Origin of the sequence: Arthrobacter sp. ES3-54 (assembly GCF_029504395.1) — a bacterium.
GTDB lineage: Bacteria > Actinomycetota > Actinomycetes > Actinomycetales > Micrococcaceae > Arthrobacter.
The window spans coordinates 396,799-413,481 of sequence record NZ_JAQFIF010000001.1; the positions used below are offsets into that span (position 1 = coordinate 396,799).

General features: G+C 65.0%; 17 protein-coding genes. 16 read left to right on the top strand and 1 reads right to left on the bottom strand.

What is annotated here, in order from left to right:
- Complete coding sequence (locus M2428_RS01895; protein ID WP_277523064.1) at positions 1-759, top strand: L-threonylcarbamoyladenylate synthase; 759 nt, start codon at positions 1-3, stop codon at positions 757-759.
- Positions 756-1,523 (top strand): WecB/TagA/CpsF family glycosyltransferase, encoded by a 768-nt coding sequence (locus tag M2428_RS01900; RefSeq protein WP_277523065.1) that lies wholly within the window; start codon positions 756-758, stop codon positions 1,521-1,523. The genes M2428_RS01895 and M2428_RS01900 overlap by 4 nt, the downstream gene beginning before the upstream one ends.
- Positions 1,524-1,552: 29 nt before the next feature.
- Here the strand turns inward: M2428_RS01900 and M2428_RS01905 are convergent, their stop codons facing one another.
- On the bottom strand, positions 1,553-2,449 hold the full coding sequence (locus M2428_RS01905; protein ID WP_277523067.1) for a glycosyltransferase: 897 nt from the start codon (positions 2,447-2,449) through the stop codon (positions 1,553-1,555).
- 305 nt (positions 2,450-2,754) lie between these two features.
- On the opposite strand from M2428_RS01905, the gene M2428_RS01910 reads away from it, so the two are divergent.
- The 14 genes from M2428_RS01910 to M2428_RS01975 all read left to right on the top strand — a co-directional run bounded on the left by M2428_RS01910 (position 2,755) and on the right by M2428_RS01975 (position 16,530).
- Positions 2,755-3,879 carry an MraY family glycosyltransferase gene (locus M2428_RS01910; protein ID WP_277523069.1) on the top strand — a complete coding sequence of 375 codons (1,125 nt, stop codon included), beginning with the start codon at positions 2,755-2,757 and terminating at the stop codon, positions 3,877-3,879.
- Positions 3,880-4,021: 142 nt separating this feature from the next.
- Positions 4,022-4,507 carry a hypothetical protein gene (locus M2428_RS01915; protein ID WP_277523070.1) on the top strand — a complete coding sequence of 162 codons (486 nt, stop codon included), beginning with the start codon at positions 4,022-4,024 and terminating at the stop codon, positions 4,505-4,507.
- A complete protein-coding gene (locus M2428_RS01920) occupies positions 4,500-4,850 on the top strand; it encodes a hypothetical protein (RefSeq protein WP_277523072.1) in 351 nt (116 codons plus the stop codon). Before M2428_RS01915 ends, M2428_RS01920 begins: the two co-directional genes overlap by 8 nt.
- A 91-nt stretch (positions 4,851-4,941) precedes the next feature.
- A complete protein-coding gene (gene atpB / locus M2428_RS01925) occupies positions 4,942-5,742 on the top strand; it encodes a F0F1 ATP synthase subunit A (protein WP_277523074.1) in 801 nt (266 codons plus the stop codon).
- A gap of 140 nt (positions 5,743-5,882) precedes the next feature.
- Complete coding sequence (gene atpE / locus M2428_RS01930) at positions 5,883-6,101, top strand: ATP synthase F0 subunit C (RefSeq protein WP_003804776.1); 219 nt, start codon at positions 5,883-5,885, stop codon at positions 6,099-6,101.
- A gap of 48 nt (positions 6,102-6,149) precedes the next feature.
- A complete protein-coding gene (locus M2428_RS01935; protein ID WP_277523109.1) occupies positions 6,150-6,701 on the top strand; it encodes a F0F1 ATP synthase subunit B in 552 nt (183 codons plus the stop codon).
- Positions 6,701-7,528, top strand: coding sequence for a F0F1 ATP synthase subunit delta (locus M2428_RS01940; protein ID WP_277523111.1), 828 nt, complete (start codon positions 6,701-6,703; stop codon positions 7,526-7,528). The genes M2428_RS01935 and M2428_RS01940 overlap by 1 nt, the downstream gene beginning before the upstream one ends.
- Before the next feature lie 83 nt (positions 7,529-7,611).
- Entirely contained in the window at positions 7,612-9,249 is a 1,638-nt protein-coding gene (gene atpA / locus M2428_RS01945; RefSeq protein ID WP_277523579.1) for a F0F1 ATP synthase subunit alpha, read from the top strand.
- 76 nt (positions 9,250-9,325) lie between these two features.
- Entirely contained in the window at positions 9,326-10,219 is an 894-nt protein-coding gene (locus M2428_RS01950; protein ID WP_277523113.1) for a F0F1 ATP synthase subunit gamma, read from the top strand.
- Positions 10,220-10,302: 83 nt separating this feature from the next.
- On the top strand, positions 10,303-11,757 hold the full coding sequence (gene atpD, locus M2428_RS01955) for a F0F1 ATP synthase subunit beta (protein WP_277523115.1): 1,455 nt from the start codon (positions 10,303-10,305) through the stop codon (positions 11,755-11,757).
- Position 11,758: 1 nt separating this feature from the next.
- Entirely contained in the window at positions 11,759-12,043 is a 285-nt protein-coding gene (locus M2428_RS01960; RefSeq protein ID WP_090581408.1) for a F0F1 ATP synthase subunit epsilon, read from the top strand.
- A 10-nt stretch (positions 12,044-12,053) separates the two neighbouring features.
- Complete coding sequence (locus tag M2428_RS01965) at positions 12,054-12,485, top strand: DUF2550 domain-containing protein (protein WP_277523118.1); 432 nt, start codon at positions 12,054-12,056, stop codon at positions 12,483-12,485.
- Between the two features lie 5 nt (positions 12,486-12,490).
- A complete protein-coding gene (locus tag M2428_RS01970; protein WP_277523120.1) occupies positions 12,491-13,855 on the top strand; it encodes an alpha/beta hydrolase-fold protein in 1,365 nt (454 codons plus the stop codon).
- A gap of 77 nt (positions 13,856-13,932) precedes the next feature.
- On the top strand, positions 13,933-16,530 hold the full coding sequence (locus tag M2428_RS01975) for a DUF2156 domain-containing protein (protein ID WP_277523581.1): 2,598 nt from the start codon (positions 13,933-13,935) through the stop codon (positions 16,528-16,530).
- Positions 16,531-16,683 lie beyond the last annotated feature (153 nt).

Here is a 16,683-nt window from a genome sequence, read left to right on the forward strand (position 1 = left end):
GTGACGACTAGCTACGATTGCACGGCAGCAGAGCAGCGCGCCGCAGGACTTGAACATGCCCAACGGGCCATCCGGGAGAGCAAGTGCGTGGTCTTCCCCACGGACACGGTCTACGGCATTGCCGCCGACGCCTTTTCACCGCTCGCCGTGACCCTGCTGCTCGCGTCCAAGGGCCGGAGCCGGAAGATGCCTCCGCCCGTGCTGATTCCCAGGCTGAACGCCCTCGACGGTCTCGCCACGGATGTTCCGGCCGAGGCTCGGCGGCTGGCCGAGGCGTTCTGGCCCGGCGGCCTGACCCTGATCCTGCATGCCCAGCCGTCACTGGACTGGGACCTCGGCGAGACCAAGGGGACTGTGGCCCTGCGGATCCCGGCCGACGAGATCGCCCAGGACTTGCTGACGCTCACTGGGCCCCTTGCCGTGTCCTCCGCGAACCGCACCGGGCACGCAGCGGCTCAGACCGCCGCGGACGCCGAGGCCCAGCTGGCGGAATCCGTGGAGGTCTACCTTGAGGGCGGACCCCGGCCCGCCGAGGGTGCCGAGGCCCTCGCCTCGACCATCGTCGACGCGACGGCCCTGCCGTTGCGCGTCGTCCGACAGGGGGCCATCAGCCTCGAGCGCCTGCGCGGCGTGGTTCCCGGCCTGCTGGACGTCGACGGCAATGCCCCCGACGCCGTGGATGCTGCCTCGGACGGCGATGCTGCCCCGGACGAAGACGCTGCGCCTGAACCCGCTGCGCCTGAGCCCGGCACCGCATGACGCTGGAGCGCCAGCCCGTCCCGTTCCTCGACGTCGATGCGACCCCCGTGACGGTGTCCGAGCTGACCGCCGTCCTCAGCAGGTACGTGGCCGAGGGCCGGACCCGGATCATGGTGGGGCACAACCTGCACAGCGTGACGCTGCTGCACTCCGATCCGGCCTTTCGGTCCTTCTACGAGCGCAGCGACGTGGTGCTGATCGACGGCGCGCCGGTGCTCTGGCTCTGGGCCAAGACCGGCGAAGAGGATGACGGCCGGGCACCGGTGATGGACTACCGGCTTGGGTCGACCGACTGGATTCCCGCGCTGGGCAATGTAGCGGGCCTGGAGCGTATTGCAGTCATCGGCGCAGGTGCCGTGGCCAACGCCGGCGCCGTGGCCAGGCTGCTGGAAATCGTCCCCGGGGCACGGATTGACGGCATGCCGGGCGAAGGCTGGAACGAGGACGTTGAGGAAACCGCGGTCGAATGGCTTAACCGGCTACGCCCGCAGCTTGTGCTCCTGGGCCTCGGAATGCCGCTGCAGGAACAGGTCCTGGCGCGCCGGCTTGCCGTGCTCCCGCCGGCCATCTACTGCGCCGTCGGCGGCGCCATCGAACAGATTGCCGGTGTGCAGAAGCTGGCGCCGCGCTGGATCGGGCGGCTCGGGCTCGAGTGGGCCTGGCGGCTCATGCTCCACCCGCAGCGGGTGGCCTACCGGGTGTTCGGCGAGCCCTGGGTGCTGCTGGGGCTGCTGCTCCGCCGCCGGCTGCGCCGCCAGCCCTAGGGCAACCCCAGCACCGGGGGCGCGGACGGTTAGAACTTCTGGTCCTCCAGCGGACCGAAGCCCTTGCCGCGGAGTCCGGCGGAAAAGGCGCGGAACCAGTCAGCGAGCCCGCGGAAGTCGCCGCTGCGCAGGAAGTAGCCGAGGTAGCCGCCCACATCCGCGATGAACGACTTCACCCGGAAATGCCGGCGGATCATGTAGCCGCGGTTCCGGTAGTAGAAGTAGCGCTTGAAGGCGGAATCCGGAACGATCACGTGCCACCGCGCCCCGAAGACGTGCTTGGTTTCGGCGAAGGCGTGCGGGTGCGTGATGGCAGCGGTGGTGACCGTGCCGAACCGGATCCCGGCCTTCCGGAGCCTCAGGGTGAAGTCCACCTCGTCGCCGCGGATGAACAGGCGCATGTCCGGCAGGCCGACCTTGAAGAAGACATCGGAGCGGATCAGGGCGCCGTTGAAGAAGTGTCCGTTGTCGGGCAGGAACCCGACCTTTTCCACCTCCGCACGCTCATGCGTGACCTTGCCGTTGAGCCGGAAGAAAAAGGACAGCTGGTCGGGATGGCCCGGGGCCACCACGAGCGGGACCACAGCGTCCAGGCCGCGTTCCTCCGCCTCGCGCAGCAGCGTGGCAAGGCATTCGGGATCTGCCGGCTCGGCGTCGTCGTCCATCATCCAGATCCAGTCAGCTCCGCTGGCCACGGCCTTGAGGATGGCCAGCGAGAATCCGCCGGCGCCGCCGAGGTTCGCCTCGGACCGGACATAGTCCACGTTGGCGTGCCGCTCAGCAACATCCTTCGAGGGCTCAGTGCCGCTGTCGACGAGGCAAATGGACCGCACGGGAGCGGTCTGGTTGTTGATGGCGTCCATCAGGACCGCCAGCTCCCGGGGACGGTTAAACGTCACGGCAGCGACTGCAACCGAGGGGGTCATCGCGGGGTCCTTTCAGCACGACCGTCAGTGAATTTCCCGCCGGCGGAGGGCCGTGTGACGCGAAGACAGGTGGCCGTTGGCATTAGTATCTTGACTAGAGTCCACTGTAATACAGCCCTGTCAGGCACTACGCACTGCCTGCCCTGAGCACGGCGACGGAGAAGTTTCATTTTTCGAAAGACAGTTCCACGGCAATTAAATCCACCCCATTTCCGCAGCTCACCGGTGCCTCCGCTGCTGCGGAACGTGCCGGCGTGTGTTGCCAGCGCTGACGGCACTGACGGTACTTGGTTGGTGGTCTTCCCGTGATCATGTACCTGCTCATGATGCTGACAGCAGCGATCGTGACGTACTCGGCGACCTGGGGTGCCCGGCTTGTGGGCAACAAGATGGAGTTGTATTCCCCGATCCGCAGCCGCGACATGCATTCCACCCCGATCTCCCGGCTCGGCGGCCTGGGCATCTTCGCGGGAGTCCTGGTGGCATTGGTCATGGCGAGCAATTCGTTCTTCGTCAAGGACATCTTCCGGAACAACACGGCGCCGTGGGGAATCCTGGCCGGGGCCGCCGTGATCGTGCTTGTCGGCGTGGCGGACGATCTGCTGGATCTTCGGTGGTGGGTCAAGCTGATCGGCCAAAGCGCCGCCGCGCTGGTCGTGGCCACTTGGGGTGTCCGGATGACGGTTATCCCGTTCGTCCCGGAGCCGTTCGTGATTCAGAATGAGGCCGTAAGCATTGTGCTGACCGCCGGGCTGATCGTGACCACGATGAATGCGTTCAACTTCATTGATGGGCTCGACGGCCTCGCCGCTGGCGTGGCGATCATCGGGGGAGCGGCGTTCTTTCTCACGGCCTACTGGGTCCACCGGACAGCCATCCTGCTGGACCGCTCGGACCTGGCTACGCTCCTGACCGCCATCGTGGTCGGCAGCTGCGTTGGCTTCCTGCCGCACAACTGGTTTCCCTCGAAGATCTTCATGGGCGATTCCGGGGCCATGCTGATCGGCCTGCTGATGGCCTCGGCCGGCGTCGTCTCCACCGGCCAGATCAGCTCCGGCCTCTACGACCGGGCCAACGGCATTCCCACCGTCATCCCTATCCTGCTGCCGTTCGCAGTACTGTTCCTGCCGCTGCTGGACCTGTGCCTGGCGGTTGTGCGCCGGACCGCGCTGGGCCGTTCGCCGTGGTCGGCGGACCGCGGGCACCTGCACCATAAGCTCCTGGACATCGGATACTCGCACCGCGGCGCCGTCGTGCTGATGTACCTGTGGACCTGCATCCTTGCCTTTGGCGGGCTGGCCTTCGCGATCTTCCCCTGGCATATCGTCCTCGCCGTCGATCTGGCCGCCGCGGCAATCATGGCCGTGGTGACAGCGTGGCCATACCTGCGTCAGCGGGGGCCGCGGCAGATGGCCCGCACCCCCGAGTAGCCTCAAGAAGTAGCCCGCCCGGCATGCCGGAGGAACCTGTTCCGACGCGCTTTACCGAATAATTTCTATCTAATGTAGAATTCAGGGGCGGTACTTCGCCGCCCACCTTGACCAGCATTACGCCAGCGACGATTGGGATCTCATGACCTCCAACGCCGAACCGGGACCCGCTTCCGGCAACGGACCCGTTGGCGTCTCTGGCCCCACGAAATCCCTCTGGCTCAGACTGCTGGCCATGAGCTCCGCAGCCTCCGCCGCCGCCCTGGTGCTGACCGGCATTGCTGCCTTCATCTTCAACGGCCCCGTGGGGCTCTGGTCCTCCCTCTTCGGGGGAGCGCTGGTAATGGCGTTCTTCGCCATCAGCCTGGCGGTGGGCCACTTCGTCGGCCGCAACAACCCCTCCGGAGCAATCGGACTGTTCGTCGCGACGTACTTCGTCAAGGTTGTCGGCTTTGCCGTGGTCCTCTTCGTCATCGGCGCTCCGGCCTGGCTGCACGGCCGCTGGTTCCTGATCGGCGCCGTCGTGACCGTGGTGTTCTGGCAGGCAGCTGAAATTTACGGTTTCAGCAAGGCGAGGCTCCAGATTTACAACGACCCCGAAACCCGAAAAGACGGCACCGATGTTTAGCCGCAAAACTGGCCGCAGGCCACTTACCGGACCAATTAACAAGCCAGCCAAAACACCTAAAACTACAGCCGGTGCCCCCGGTGTATCGACGGATGGCAGCGACGGCGGATACAACGCCGGGATCGCCGTCTTCAGCTACATTGTTGGCGGAATCCTCGTCTGGAGTTTGATAGGGTGGGGACTGGATAATCTGTGGGGAACCCGCTGGATTGTGCTCGCAGGCGCTCTGCTTGGAGCTGCGGGAGGGTTCTATCTTTCTCATATGCACGGCCTCACCAGTAACAGCATTTCAACTGATGACGGCAATGCTGCACGTGGCCCGTCCAAGGACGAGGAACAGTAATGCCAAATAATTTCACAGGGGGAGAGGCGGGCACCAATGTCGCCGGTCCCCGCCCAACGCCCAATGATGGACACTGCAGAGAGGAAACGCGTTGATCGCGCTTGCGCTCCCGGCCCAAGATTCAGGAACCTTCACGCCTCCTGGAATTGAAGAACTTCACCTGCCGGCTATCATCCCCTGGGGTGCGGCCGATGGATTTTCCAAGCAGATGCTGCTGGTAATCCTATCGGTTGTCATTATCGGTACATTCTTTGTGATCGCTGCGCGGAAGCAGCAGCTCGTTCCCGGCAAGCTGCAGTTCGCAGGCGAGGCCGCCTATAGCTTCGTCCGCAACAGCATCGCCAAGGACATCATCGGTGGCAGGGACTTCATGAAGTATGTCCCGCTGCTGTTCACCCTCTTCTTCTTCATCCTCGTGAACAACATCTACGGTGCAATCCCGCTGATCCAGCTTCCGACCTTCTCGCACGTCGGCGGGGCCTACGTGCTCGCCGCGATCGTGTACATCACCTGGATCGCCGTCGGCGTCAGGAAGAGCGGCCTGAAGTACTTCAAGCTGGCCACGGTTCCGTCTGGTGTGCCGTTCTACATTCTCCCGATCGTCGTTCCGATTGAGATCATCTCCAACTTCCTGGTCCGCCCGGTCACGCACAGCCTCCGTCTGTTCGCCACCATGCTGGCCGGCCACTTGATCATCATGATCTCCGGTGCGGGCATTGAATTCCTGGTAATGCAGGAAAACGTCTTCCTCAAGGGCGCGTCCGTACTCGTCCTGGGCGGCGCCATCGCCATGTACATGCTCGAAGCGCTGATCATGGTGCTGCAGGCCTACGTATTCACGCTGCTTACCGCGATCTACATCGAAGGCGCGCTGCACGCCGACAGCCACTAGGCACAGCGCCAGCAGGCACAACGCCAGCAGGCGCCACGCAAGTCGGCACAACGCCAGTCGGCACCACATAAACTTCCCCTCACGGGGATGAAGCAACCCAAACAACCTGCCACATGGGTGGCATCTTGAAAGGAAGAAAAATGGAAGGCTCCATCAACGGCTCCCTCAACCTCATCGGCTACGGCCTCTCCGCCATCGGCGGTGGTATCGGTGTGGGTCTCGTGTTCGCCGCTTACATCAACGGTGTGGCACGTCAGCCGGAAGCCCAGCGCGTCCTGCAGCCGATCGCATTCCTCGGCCTCGCGCTGACTGAAGCCCTCGCCATCCTTGGCCTGGTCTTCGCGTTCGTTCTCAAGTAAACAGAACAACCGAACATCCAGAACCGAGTAGATAAGGACGGGTGAAATATGAATCAAACGATCATCTCAGCCGCCACCGAAGGCGGTACTAACCCCCTCGTTCCCAATCCTTGGGAGATGCTTGTAGTCTTTGCCGGCTTTGCTGTCCTCATGTACATCGTGGTCAAGTACGTTGTCCCGATGTTCGAGAAGACCTTCGCGGAGCGGGCCGAGGCCATCGAGGGTGGCATCGCCAAGGCCGAAAAGGCCCAGGCCGAGGCCTCCGCAGCACTCGAAGAGTACAAGCAGCAGCTCACGGAAGCCCGCACTGAAGCCAACCGCATCCGTGAGGAAGCACGCGCCGAAGGTGCCCAGATCCTTGCAGAGCTGAAGGAGAAGGCGGCTGCCGAGTCTGCCCGCATCACCGCACAGGCCCACACGCAGATCGAATCCGAGCGCCAGGCGGCCGTTGTGTCGCTCCGCGCGGAGGTCGGCACGCTGGCCACGACGCTGGCGAGCCGCATCGTCGGCGAGGCACTGAGCGACGATGCACGGTCGGCCCGAGTGGTGGACCGCTTCCTGGCAGATCTGGAGAACCAGAACGCGGGTGTAGCTAAGTAATGGCAGGTGTATCGAGCGAATCGCTGGCCGCTGCGCTGGCGGCCTTGGAAGCCAAGCTTCCCTCCGCATCGCTGCAGTTGGCAAAGGAGCTCTTCGGAATCCTGGGAACGGTGGACAGTTCGGCCGGCTTGCGCCGCGCCCTGACTGACCCGTCCCGCAGCGGTGACGAAAAGTCGGCGCTGGTCAAGCGGCTCTTCGGCGGGAAAGTATCCGCTGATGCTGTTGAGATCGCTGCCGGACTGGCCGGCTCCCGCTGGGCATCCGCACGGGATATCGGCGATGCACTCGAGACTCTTGCCGCTTCGGTAGTCATTGCTGTTGCCGAGAACAAGTCGGCCGTCTCTGCCTCCGGGCTCACCGGACTGGAATCGCTGGAGAACGATCTGTTCTCCTTCAACCAGGCCGTTGAGTCCAGCCACGAGGTTCAGCGTGCTCTGTCCGAGCCGCAGGCCAGCCCGGCCGCCAAGGTGACCCTCGCCGAAAAGCTCGTACCCGGTGCGAGCGAGGAAGCGAAAGTCCTGATCGGACAGGCCGTCACGGCTCCGCGCGGGCTCAAGGTCACCAAGCTGGTTCGCCGTTTCGCCGAGCTTGCCGCCAAGCGCCAGCAGCGCTGGATTGCGACGGTCAACGTCACCCGTCCGCTGACGGAGACGCAGACCAGCCGCTTGCAGACCGGGCTGAACGCCCTTTACGGGCGCGAGCTCAAGATCAACATGAAGGTTGACCCGGCATTGATCGGTGGCATCCGGATCCAGGTAGGTGACGAAGTGGTTGACGCTTCGGTTGCCGGCCGCCTGGGCCAGCTCCAGCGTCAGCTTGCCGGCTAGCCGGACAAGCACAACCTAACGACAAGAAACCCCGGTCATCGTGAGCAACGATGATCACGAAAACAGGAGAGCAGGGACTGCAGATGGCCGAATTGACCATCAACGCCGACGACGTCCGTAATGCGTTGAACGAGTTCGCGGCGTCCTACGAACCCGGAAACGCAGAGCGCGTAGAGGTCGGCCGTGTAACAACCGCAGGTGACGGCATCGCCCGTGTTGAGGGCCTTCCCTCGGTCATGGCGAACGAGCTGCTTCGCTTCGAAGACGGCACGCTGGGCCTGGCCCAGAACCTCGACGTCCGCGAGATCGGCGTCATCATCCTCGGTGACTTCACCGGAATCGAAGAGGGCCAGGAAGTCCACCGCACCGGACAGGTTCTGTCCGTGCCGGTTGGCGACGCCTTCCTCGGCCGCGTGGTTGACCCGCTGGGCCAGCCCATCGATGACCTCGGCGAGATCAAGGCCGAGACCACCCGTGCGCTGGAACTTCAGGCACCCGGCGTGACCCAGCGTAAGTCGGTTCACGAGCCGATGCAGACCGGACTCAAGGCTATCGACGCCATGATCCCGATCGGCCGCGGCCAGCGTCAGCTGATCATCGGTGACCGCCAGACCGGCAAGTCCGCCATTGCCATCGACACGATCATCAACCAGAAGGCCAACTGGGCTTCGGGCGATGTCACCAAGCAGGTGCGCTGCATCTATGTAGCCATCGGCCAGAAGGCATCCACGATCGCGGCTGTCCGCCAGACCCTGGAGGACAACGGCGCACTGGAATACACCACGATCGTGGCTTCCCCCGCGTCCGACCCCGCAGGCTTCAAGTACCTGGCACCGTACGCCGGCTCGGCTATCGGCCAGCACTGGATGTACGGCGGCAAGCACGTCCTCATCGTGTTTGATGACCTGTCCAAGCAGGCCGAGGCCTACCGTGCAGTGTCACTGCTTCTCCGCCGCCCGCCGGGACGCGAAGCCTACCCGGGCGACGTCTTCTACTTGCACTCCCGTCTGCTGGAGCGTTGTGCCAAGCTCTCCGACGAGCTCGGTGCAGGCTCGATGACCGGTCTGCCGCTGATCGAGACCAAGGCGAACGACGTGTCCGCCTACATCCCGACCAACGTGATCTCCATCACCGATGGCCAGATCTTCCTGCAGTCGGACCTCTTCAACGCCAACCAGCGCCCCGCTGTGGACGTCGGCGTGTCCGTCTCCCGTGTTGGTGGCGCCGCCCAGGTCAAGTCCATGAAGAAGGTCTCCGGTACCTTGAAGCTGGAACTGGCCCAGTACCGCGACATGCAGGCCTTCGCCATGTTTGCCTCGGACCTCGACGCCGCATCGCGCCAGCAGCTGACCCGTGGTGCACGCCTGATGGAACTGCTCAAGCAGGGCCAGTACTCGCCGTTCCCGATCGAGAACCAGGTTGTCTCCATTTGGGCCGGCACCAACGGCCACCTCGACGAGGTTCCGGTTGAAGACATCAACCGCTTCGAGACCGAGTTCCTGGAGCACCTCAAGCACAAGTCCTCCATCCTGACGACGCTGGCCCAGACCAACGTCATGGACGATGACACCGCTGAAGCACTGAAGACCGCAATCGTGGACTTCAAGAAGGGCTTCTTCGGCGAGGGAGACAACCTCCTGGTCGGTGCGGGGCACGAGGAGCACGCCCCCATCGGCGAGGATCAGGTCGACCAGGAAAAAATCGTCAAGCAGAAGCGCTAGTTTCGCTGGCAGGGACTGCCGGGACCCGCACGGGTTTCGGCAGTCCCGGCCATCGGGATCTTAGGAAAGGATAAGTATGGGAGCCCAGATCCGGGTCTACCGCCAGAAGATCAGCTCGACGACGTCGATGCGCAAGATCTTCAAGGCGATGGAACTGATCGCTACCTCGCGCATCGGCAAGGCCCGCGCACGCGTAGCAGCTTCACTGCCTTACGCGAACGCGATCACGCGTGCCGTTTCTGCTGTCGCAAGCCAGAGCGAAATCGACCACCCCCTGGTCACCGAGCCGGCGCAGATCCGCCGGGCCGCCGTCCTGGTCATCACGTCGGACCGTGGCCTCGCGGGGTCTTACTCGGCGAGCATCCTCAAGCAGGCCGAAGGCCTCAATGAGCTGCTCCACGCGGAAGGCAAGGAAGTCAAGACGTTCCTGGTCGGCCGCAAGGCGCAGGCGTACTTCGACTTCCGGAACCGTGAATATGGTCGCGTATGGACCGGCAACACGGACGCGCCGGAGTTTGCGACCGCGCGGGAAGTCAGCGAAGCATTGCTGGCTGATTTCGCTACCGCCTACGAAGAGGGCGGCGTCGACGAAATCCACGTCGTCTACACCCGCTTCAAGTCGATGGTGACCCAGGAGCCGACGGTCGTTCGTCTGCTGCCGCTCGAGGTTGTCGAAGAGAAAGCCGCGTCCGAATCGGACCTGCTTCCCCTCTACGAATTCGAGCCGGAAACGGAGCAGGTTCTCGATGCCCTGCTGCCGCGCTACATCGAGTCACGTATCTTCGCCGCAATGTTGCAGGCAGCAGCTTCCGAGCTCGCAGCCCGCCAGCGCGCGATGAAGTCCGCCGGCGACAACGCGACGGATCTCATCAAGAAGTACACGCGTCTGCGCAACACTGCCCGCCAGGCTGAAATTACGCAGGAGCTTTCCGAGATCGTTGCCGGTGCCGACGCGTTGTCCGCGTCCTAGCCAGCACGAGCCCGGATCCAGCTGTACCTGCACCAAAAAGAATAAACTTAACCCCACGCCATCTACTGAGTGAAGTGAGAGAGATGACTGCCACTGCTACCCAACACGTAGCCGCAACGTCCGGTGCTACCGGCCGTATTGCACGTGTTATTGGCCCGGTTGTCGACGTCGAATTCCCGGCTGACGCAATCCCCTCGATTTACAACGCACTCACCACCGAGATCACTCTCAACGGTGAGACCCGAACCGTCACGTTCGAGGTTGCCCTGCACCTGGGTGACAACCTCATCCGCGCCATCTCCCTCCAGGCCACCGACGGACTTGTCCGCGGTACCAACGTTGTGGACACCGGCGGCCCCATCACCGTGCCCGTGGGCGACGGCGTCAAGGGTCACATCTTCAACGTGTTGGGCAAGCCTCTGGACGTCGACGAGTCCGAGATCCAGGCTTCCGATTACTGGCCGATCCACCGCAAGGCTCCGGCCTTCGCGACCCTGGAAGGCTCCACCGAGATGCTGGAGACCGGCATCAAGGTGATCGACCTCCTCACCCCGTACATCAAGGGTGGCAAGATCGGTCTGTTCGGTGGTGCCGGCGTCGGCAAGACCGTGTTGATCCAGGAAATGATCACCCGTGTTGCCCGCAACTTCGGTGGCACCTCGGTGTTCGCCGGTGTCGGCGAGCGTACCCGTGAGGGCAACGACCTCTGGGTCGAAATGGAAGAGGCCGGCGTCCTCAAGGACACCGCCCTTGTGTTCGGCCAGATGGATGAGCCGCCGGGAACGCGTCTGCGCGTGGCGCTGTCCGCCCTGACCATGGCGGAGTACTTCCGCGATGTGCAGAACCAGGACGTGCTGCTCTTCATCGACAACATCTTCCGCTTCACCCAGGCAGGCTCCGAGGTTTCCACCCTCCTCGGCCGCATGCCGTCGGCCGTGGGCTACCAGCCCAACCTGGCTGACGAGATGGGACTCCTCCAGGAGCGCATCACGTCCACCAAGGGCCACTCCATCACCTCGATGCAGGCCATCTACGTTCCCGCAGATGACTACACCGACCCGGCTCCGGCCACGACCTTCGCACACCTCGACGCGACCACGGAACTCTCCCGTGAAATCGCCTCCCGTGGTCTGTACCCGGCCGTTGACCCGCTGACGTCGACCTCCCGCATCCTGGATCCGCAGTACATCGGACAGGCCCACTACAACACGGCTGTCCGCGTCAAGCAGATCCTGCAGAAGAACAAGGAACTTCAGGACATCATCGCCATCCTCGGCGTTGACGAACTCTCTGAAGAAGACAAGATCGTCGTGTCGCGTGCACGCCGCATCCAGCAGTTCCTCTCGCAGAACACCTACACCGCCAAGCAGTTCACCGGCGTCGAGGGCTCCACTGTGACCATCAAGGACACTGTTGAAGGCTTCACCGCGATCTGCGACGGCGATCTTGACCACGTTGCAGAGCAGGCGTTCTTCAACGTCGGCGGCCTGGACGACGTCGAGCGCCAGTGGGCCAAGATCCAGGAACAGACCAAGTAATATGGCTGAGCTTGAGGTTGAGATTGTCGCAGCGGATCACTTCGTGTGGTCCGGAGCGGCCAAGATGGTCAAGGCCCGCACCAGCGATGGTGAAATCGGAATCCTGCCCGGCCACTCGCCCCTGCTGGCGATTCTGGCCGAAGGTGAGCTGGCAATCGAGCCGGTATCCGGTGACCGCATCTCGGTAGCCGTCGACGGGGGATTCTTCTCCGTTGACAACAACAGAGTGGTCATTGTTGCTGACAACGCCCAAATGGGCGAAGCGGCTACTGCGGGGATCCGCTAGCACGACCTTGATGAACAGTATTGGTTTGCCGTTCATCGTCCTGGCAACTGCGTTTGCGTTGCTGGTATTTGCACTGTGCCTCATGGGGGTGCGCCGCTTCAATCTGCGGCGCGCCCTCGGCACGGTGGACGCCTCCATCTGCACGGCTGGAAAAAGCTGGCAGATGGGGGTTTGTCGTTATCAGGACAACGACCTCGAGTGGTTCCGCCTGGTCTCACTCAGCGTCCGTCCCAAGCACACCTTCCGGCGCAGCTCGCTGGAGCTGCTTGGCCGGCGCAAGCCTACCGAATCCGAGCTCCTCAAGGTCCAGCCCGACGCTGTGATCGTGGAGCTCCGCTACGAGGGGCAGCCGGTCCTTCTCGCGATGCGCTTCGATGCCTACACGGGGTTGTCGTCCTGGCTTGAGGCCGGACCCGTCATCGGCGTCGGCACCTGGCGCTAGCCCCGGTGGACTACCTTGACGGCCTCCGCCTGGTCGACGGCCCGGTGGTGTGGCTTGCATGGGCCGCCGGCGCCGCGGGCCTGGCCTACCTCCTCTGGCACGCCGGCCTTCGGCACACGGCTTTTCGGTACACCGGACGGCGCCGCCTGGCCAGTGCGGCGGTCGTTGTGGCTGCCGTGACGCTGCTCGCCGCCGCTCTCGTCGCGGCCGTGCACTGGTTCCTGATCTACGTGATCACGGTCTTCCCCGCCGAACTGCCAGGCGAGAACCTCGCCTGGTCCCTTGCCGCCGTCGCCGCCCTGCTCCTGTGGCTCATGCGCCTGTTCGGTCTCTGGGGCCGCGGCCGCAGCCGCCCCAAACGTTGGCGCTCAAGCGCCGCAGCCACGGCCGCGTTCCTGGCCGTCTTCGCGCTTTCCGCCGTCCAGATCAACATCTACTTCGGCCTGAACCACACCGTAGCCGATCTCACCGGAACGGCAGTGGCCCGGATCCAGCCGCTCGAGGCCGGCCTGACGCGCATGGCCGGCGGCCCTGCCGCCACCGGGCTCGCCCACTGGCAGGCACCCGCCGAGCTTCCCGACGGCGTGATCCGCAAAGCGATCATCCCCGGCACGGTCTCCGGCTTCCAGAGCCGGGACGCCTACGTCTACCTCCCGCCGGCCTACCAGAGTTCTCCGCGGCCCGCGCTGCCGGTGCTGGTCCTCTTTTCGGGCCAGCCCGGCAGCCCGGCCGACTGGCTGACCGGCGGCGCGCTCCGGAGCCGGCTGGACGGGTTTGCCGCGCAGCACGACGGGGTGGCGCCTGTGGTGGTGGTGGTCGATCCCAACGGCTCAGTGTCCGGAAACACGCTGTGTCTGGACAGCCGGATCGCCCAGGTGGACACCTTCCTGGCGCGCGACGTGCCGGACTGGATCAACCGCACGCTCGACGTCGACCCTAACCCGGGGCAGTGGGCCGTGGGCGGATTCTCGTTCGGCGGCACGTGCGCCATGCAGATGGTGACGAGGCATCCCGACGTCTACAGCGCAGCGCTGGCCTTCTCAAGCGAGAATGAGCCGGCCATCGCAAAGGAGCGCGCCAAGACTGTCGAAGCATCCTTCGGCGCCGACGTCGCGGCCTTCGACCGGCTGACCCCGCTCCGCGTCATGGCGGAAAACCGCTTCGACGGCCAAGGCGTGTACTTCGCCGCCGGGGACCATGACCCGGAATTCATCAGCCACATGGACGTACTCTCCGAGGCGGCACGCCGTGCCGGGTTCACGGTCGAAACACACCGGATTGCCAACGCGGGGCACTCCTGGGATACGGCATCCAACGGCCTGCCCGGCGGCCTGGACTTCCTGGCCCGGCGCTGGGGGATCATCCCATGAGCCGGGCCAACACCGGCGCCACGCGGACCGCGGCCGGGCGCGGGGACCCGCCCCGGCCGGGCGTCTGGCGGCAGGGCATGCGCCGGACACTGGCGCACTTCCGTGCCGTACCCTTCACTCTGGCGGTCCTTGCGACCTTCCTGATCGTCGGGGCCGTCACGGGCAGCTTTCTGTCCGGGCCGCCCAAGGCCCTGCTGCCCATTGCCTCCGTCAACGCGCCGGGGCTGAGGGCGGGACACTGGTGGTCCCTGTTCACCTCACAGTTCTTCGCCACCAACCTGCTGGCCTACCTCGCCGCATCGCTGATGATCCTCGTGCTCCTGGGCCTGGCTGAACGGCATCTGGGGACGCTGCGGACGGCCGTGTTCTTCTTTGCGGGCCAGTTCGCGGCTGTGACCGTGTTCCTGCTGATCACCCAGCTGGCCCGGTATATCGGCGATGGCTGGCTCGGCCTCATGGTCAACGCCCGGCTGATCGGCCCCTACGCCGCCGTCCTCGCCGTGGCCCTGGCCGCCAGCGGACTGCTGCCCACGCTGTGGCAGCGGCGGCTGCGGACCGCCGTCGTGTCCGCGTCCCTGCTGCTGGTGCTCTACGTCGGGCATCCGGAGACGGTGGTGGGGCTGGCCGGTGCCCTCGCCGGCCTGGCCGCGGGCTGGTGGATCCAGGACGACCGGGGGACGCTGCACCGCCACCGTTCAACGGGACGCGAAACGCGCAACCTGCTGGCGCTCACGGTCGCGATTTTCGCGGTGGGACCGATCCTCACGGCCGCTGTCAGCAGCCCCACCGGGCCTCTGGCTTTGTTGCGCGACGTCGTGCTGAACCCGCTGCCCACGTTGAGCCAGCTGGAGGAAAACTGCGGCGGAACGGTTGACGTCAGCTGCCTGGAGGCCGGCCGGGCCGGATTAGCCGGTCCGCTGGGCCTGGCGCTGGCCGTCGTCCCGGTGGTCCTGCTGCTGATCTGCGCGGACGGCATGCGCCAAGGCCGGCGCCTGGCCCTCCGGATCGCCATTATCGTCCAGCTCGGCGTGACAGCCCTGGCCGCCGTGTACCTCGCACTGTTCGCCCGCATTCCGCCCTACCCCAACCGGGCGCACACGGCCGTGATGGGCTCCGGCTTCGTCCACGTCCTTCCGCTAGTGGCCGTTCCGCTGCTGCTCGTTGTGCTGCTCTGGCTTAACCGCCGGCAATTCCGGGTGGAGACGGCACCGCGCGCCCGGCGGATTCTGGGCATTGTGGTTGGCGGAACGTGGCTGGGACTCGCCGGCGCCTACGCGGTGGCCTGGCTGGCGGCCGGCGGGATGGACCGCGACAGGGGAGTGCTGGGCCTCGCGGCGGAACTCGCCCGGCAGTACCTGCCGCTGCCCATTCCCGGCGCCTACAGCCGGCTCTTCCAGAACCGGTACGCCGTCGAGTCCTTTCTGTTCGCCTATGCCGGCATCATCTTTTGGGGAGTGGCCCTGGCGGCGGTCTGGCTGGTCCTGCGGCGCCGGCTGCATGGTACCGGGTTGAATAGCACCGACGTCGGCTCCGGCGACCGGGACACGGCCCGTGACCTCATCCGACAGGGCGGAGACTCGCTGTCCTGGATGGCGCTCTGGGAACCGAACAAATACTGGTTCACGCCGGGCCGCCGCGGCGGGGTGGCTTATCAGCAGCACGGCAATGTGGCCCTGACGCTGGCGGGGCCCTTCGGACCTGCTGCCTTCCACGAGGAAACTGCGGCGGGTTTCATGCGCTACTGCGCGGAGCACGCCCTGATCCCGTGTTTCTACTCCTGCACCGCCGGCCTCTGGCCGATGCTCCGGGCCCGCGGGTTCCGCCGGGTGGCCGTGGCCCAGGAAACCAGGCTCGCGGTGCGCGAACTCGAGTTCAAGGGCAAGGAGTGGCAGAACGTCCGCACGGCCCTGAACCGTGCTGCGAAAACCGGCGTCCGTGCGGTGTGGGGGCGCTACAGCGAATTCCCGGCCCCGCTGCGGGCCCAGCTGATCGAGGTCTCCGAGGAATGGGCGGCGCAAAAGCACGTGCCGGAGATGGGTTTCACGCTCGGCAGCATCGACGAACTCGACGACGACGAGGTGCTGTGCTGCCTGGCGGTGGACGCCGACGGACGCGTGCAGGGTGTCACGAGCTGGCTGCCGGTGTACGAGGACGGGAAGCTGGTGAGCTGGACGCTGGACTTCATGCGCCGGCGCGGAGACGCCTTCCCCGGCGTCATGGAGTTCCTCATTGCCTCCGCAGTGCTGGAGCTCAAGCGCACGGTCGAGGTGATCTCCCTTTCCGGCTCGCCGCTGGCGAAGGACCTTGCCGGAGACGACGCAGCCGGTCGCAGTGACACCGGGGGCGCTGCCGGAGAGTCTTCCGGGGACGCTGCCCGCGAGACTTCCGGAGGCGCAGCTGGAGACCCTGCCCAAGACGCTGCCGGGGGCCGAGATGCCGGGCCGGAGGGATTGGCTGGGATCCTGGACGTGGTGGGCAGGGCCCTGGAACCTGTCTACGGGTTCCGCTCGCTGGCCACGTTCAAGTCGCGCTTTAAACCGGACTACCGCACGCTTTACCTTTACTATCAGGATCCGTTGCAATTGCCCGCGATGGGTCGGGCCTTGAGCCGCGCATATCTTCCCGGGTTGTCCGTCCGGCAGAGCGCACGCCTGCTGCGCACCCTGGTGCGTTAGCCGGCAGGTCCGGCGGGTTAGTGCCCGGCGGGTTAGTGTCCTGCCGGGTATTGTGCGGCGTGTTATTGCCCCGCACCCTTGGTGCGGCTCCGGCTCCGCCGCAAGCGCATTCGCGGCTGGGCAATTCGGAGGAACAATGCTCTTGACCAATGA

Bases quoted from the DNA above. Each gene is read 5' to 3' on its own strand.
- M2428_RS01900 (WP_277523065.1), top strand. From the start codon at position 756: ATGACGCTGGAGCGCCAGCCCGTCCCGTTCCTCGACGTCGATGCGACC.
- M2428_RS01905 (WP_277523067.1), bottom strand. From the start codon at position 2,449: ATGACCCCCTCGGTTGCAGTCGCTGCCGTGACGTTTAACCGTCCCCGG.
- M2428_RS01915 (WP_277523070.1), top strand. From the start codon at position 4,022: ATGACCTCCAACGCCGAACCGGGACCCGCTTCCGGCAACGGACCCGTT.
- M2428_RS01920 (WP_277523072.1), top strand. From the start codon at position 4,500: ATGTTTAGCCGCAAAACTGGCCGCAGGCCACTTACCGGACCAATTAAC.
- atpE (WP_003804776.1), top strand. From the start codon at position 5,883: ATGGAAGGCTCCATCAACGGCTCCCTCAACCTCATCGGCTACGGCCTC.
- M2428_RS01935 (WP_277523109.1), top strand. From the start codon at position 6,150: ATGAATCAAACGATCATCTCAGCCGCCACCGAAGGCGGTACTAACCCC.
- M2428_RS01940 (WP_277523111.1), top strand. From the start codon at position 6,701: ATGGCAGGTGTATCGAGCGAATCGCTGGCCGCTGCGCTGGCGGCCTTG.
- atpA (WP_277523579.1), top strand. From the start codon at position 7,612: ATGGCCGAATTGACCATCAACGCCGACGACGTCCGTAATGCGTTGAAC.
- M2428_RS01950 (WP_277523113.1), top strand. From the start codon at position 9,326: ATGGGAGCCCAGATCCGGGTCTACCGCCAGAAGATCAGCTCGACGACG.
- atpD (WP_277523115.1), top strand. From the start codon at position 10,303: ATGACTGCCACTGCTACCCAACACGTAGCCGCAACGTCCGGTGCTACC.
- M2428_RS01960 (WP_090581408.1), top strand. From the start codon at position 11,759: ATGGCTGAGCTTGAGGTTGAGATTGTCGCAGCGGATCACTTCGTGTGG.
- M2428_RS01965 (WP_277523118.1), top strand. From the start codon at position 12,054: ATGAACAGTATTGGTTTGCCGTTCATCGTCCTGGCAACTGCGTTTGCG.
- M2428_RS01975 (WP_277523581.1), top strand. From the start codon at position 13,933: ATGCGCCGGACACTGGCGCACTTCCGTGCCGTACCCTTCACTCTGGCG.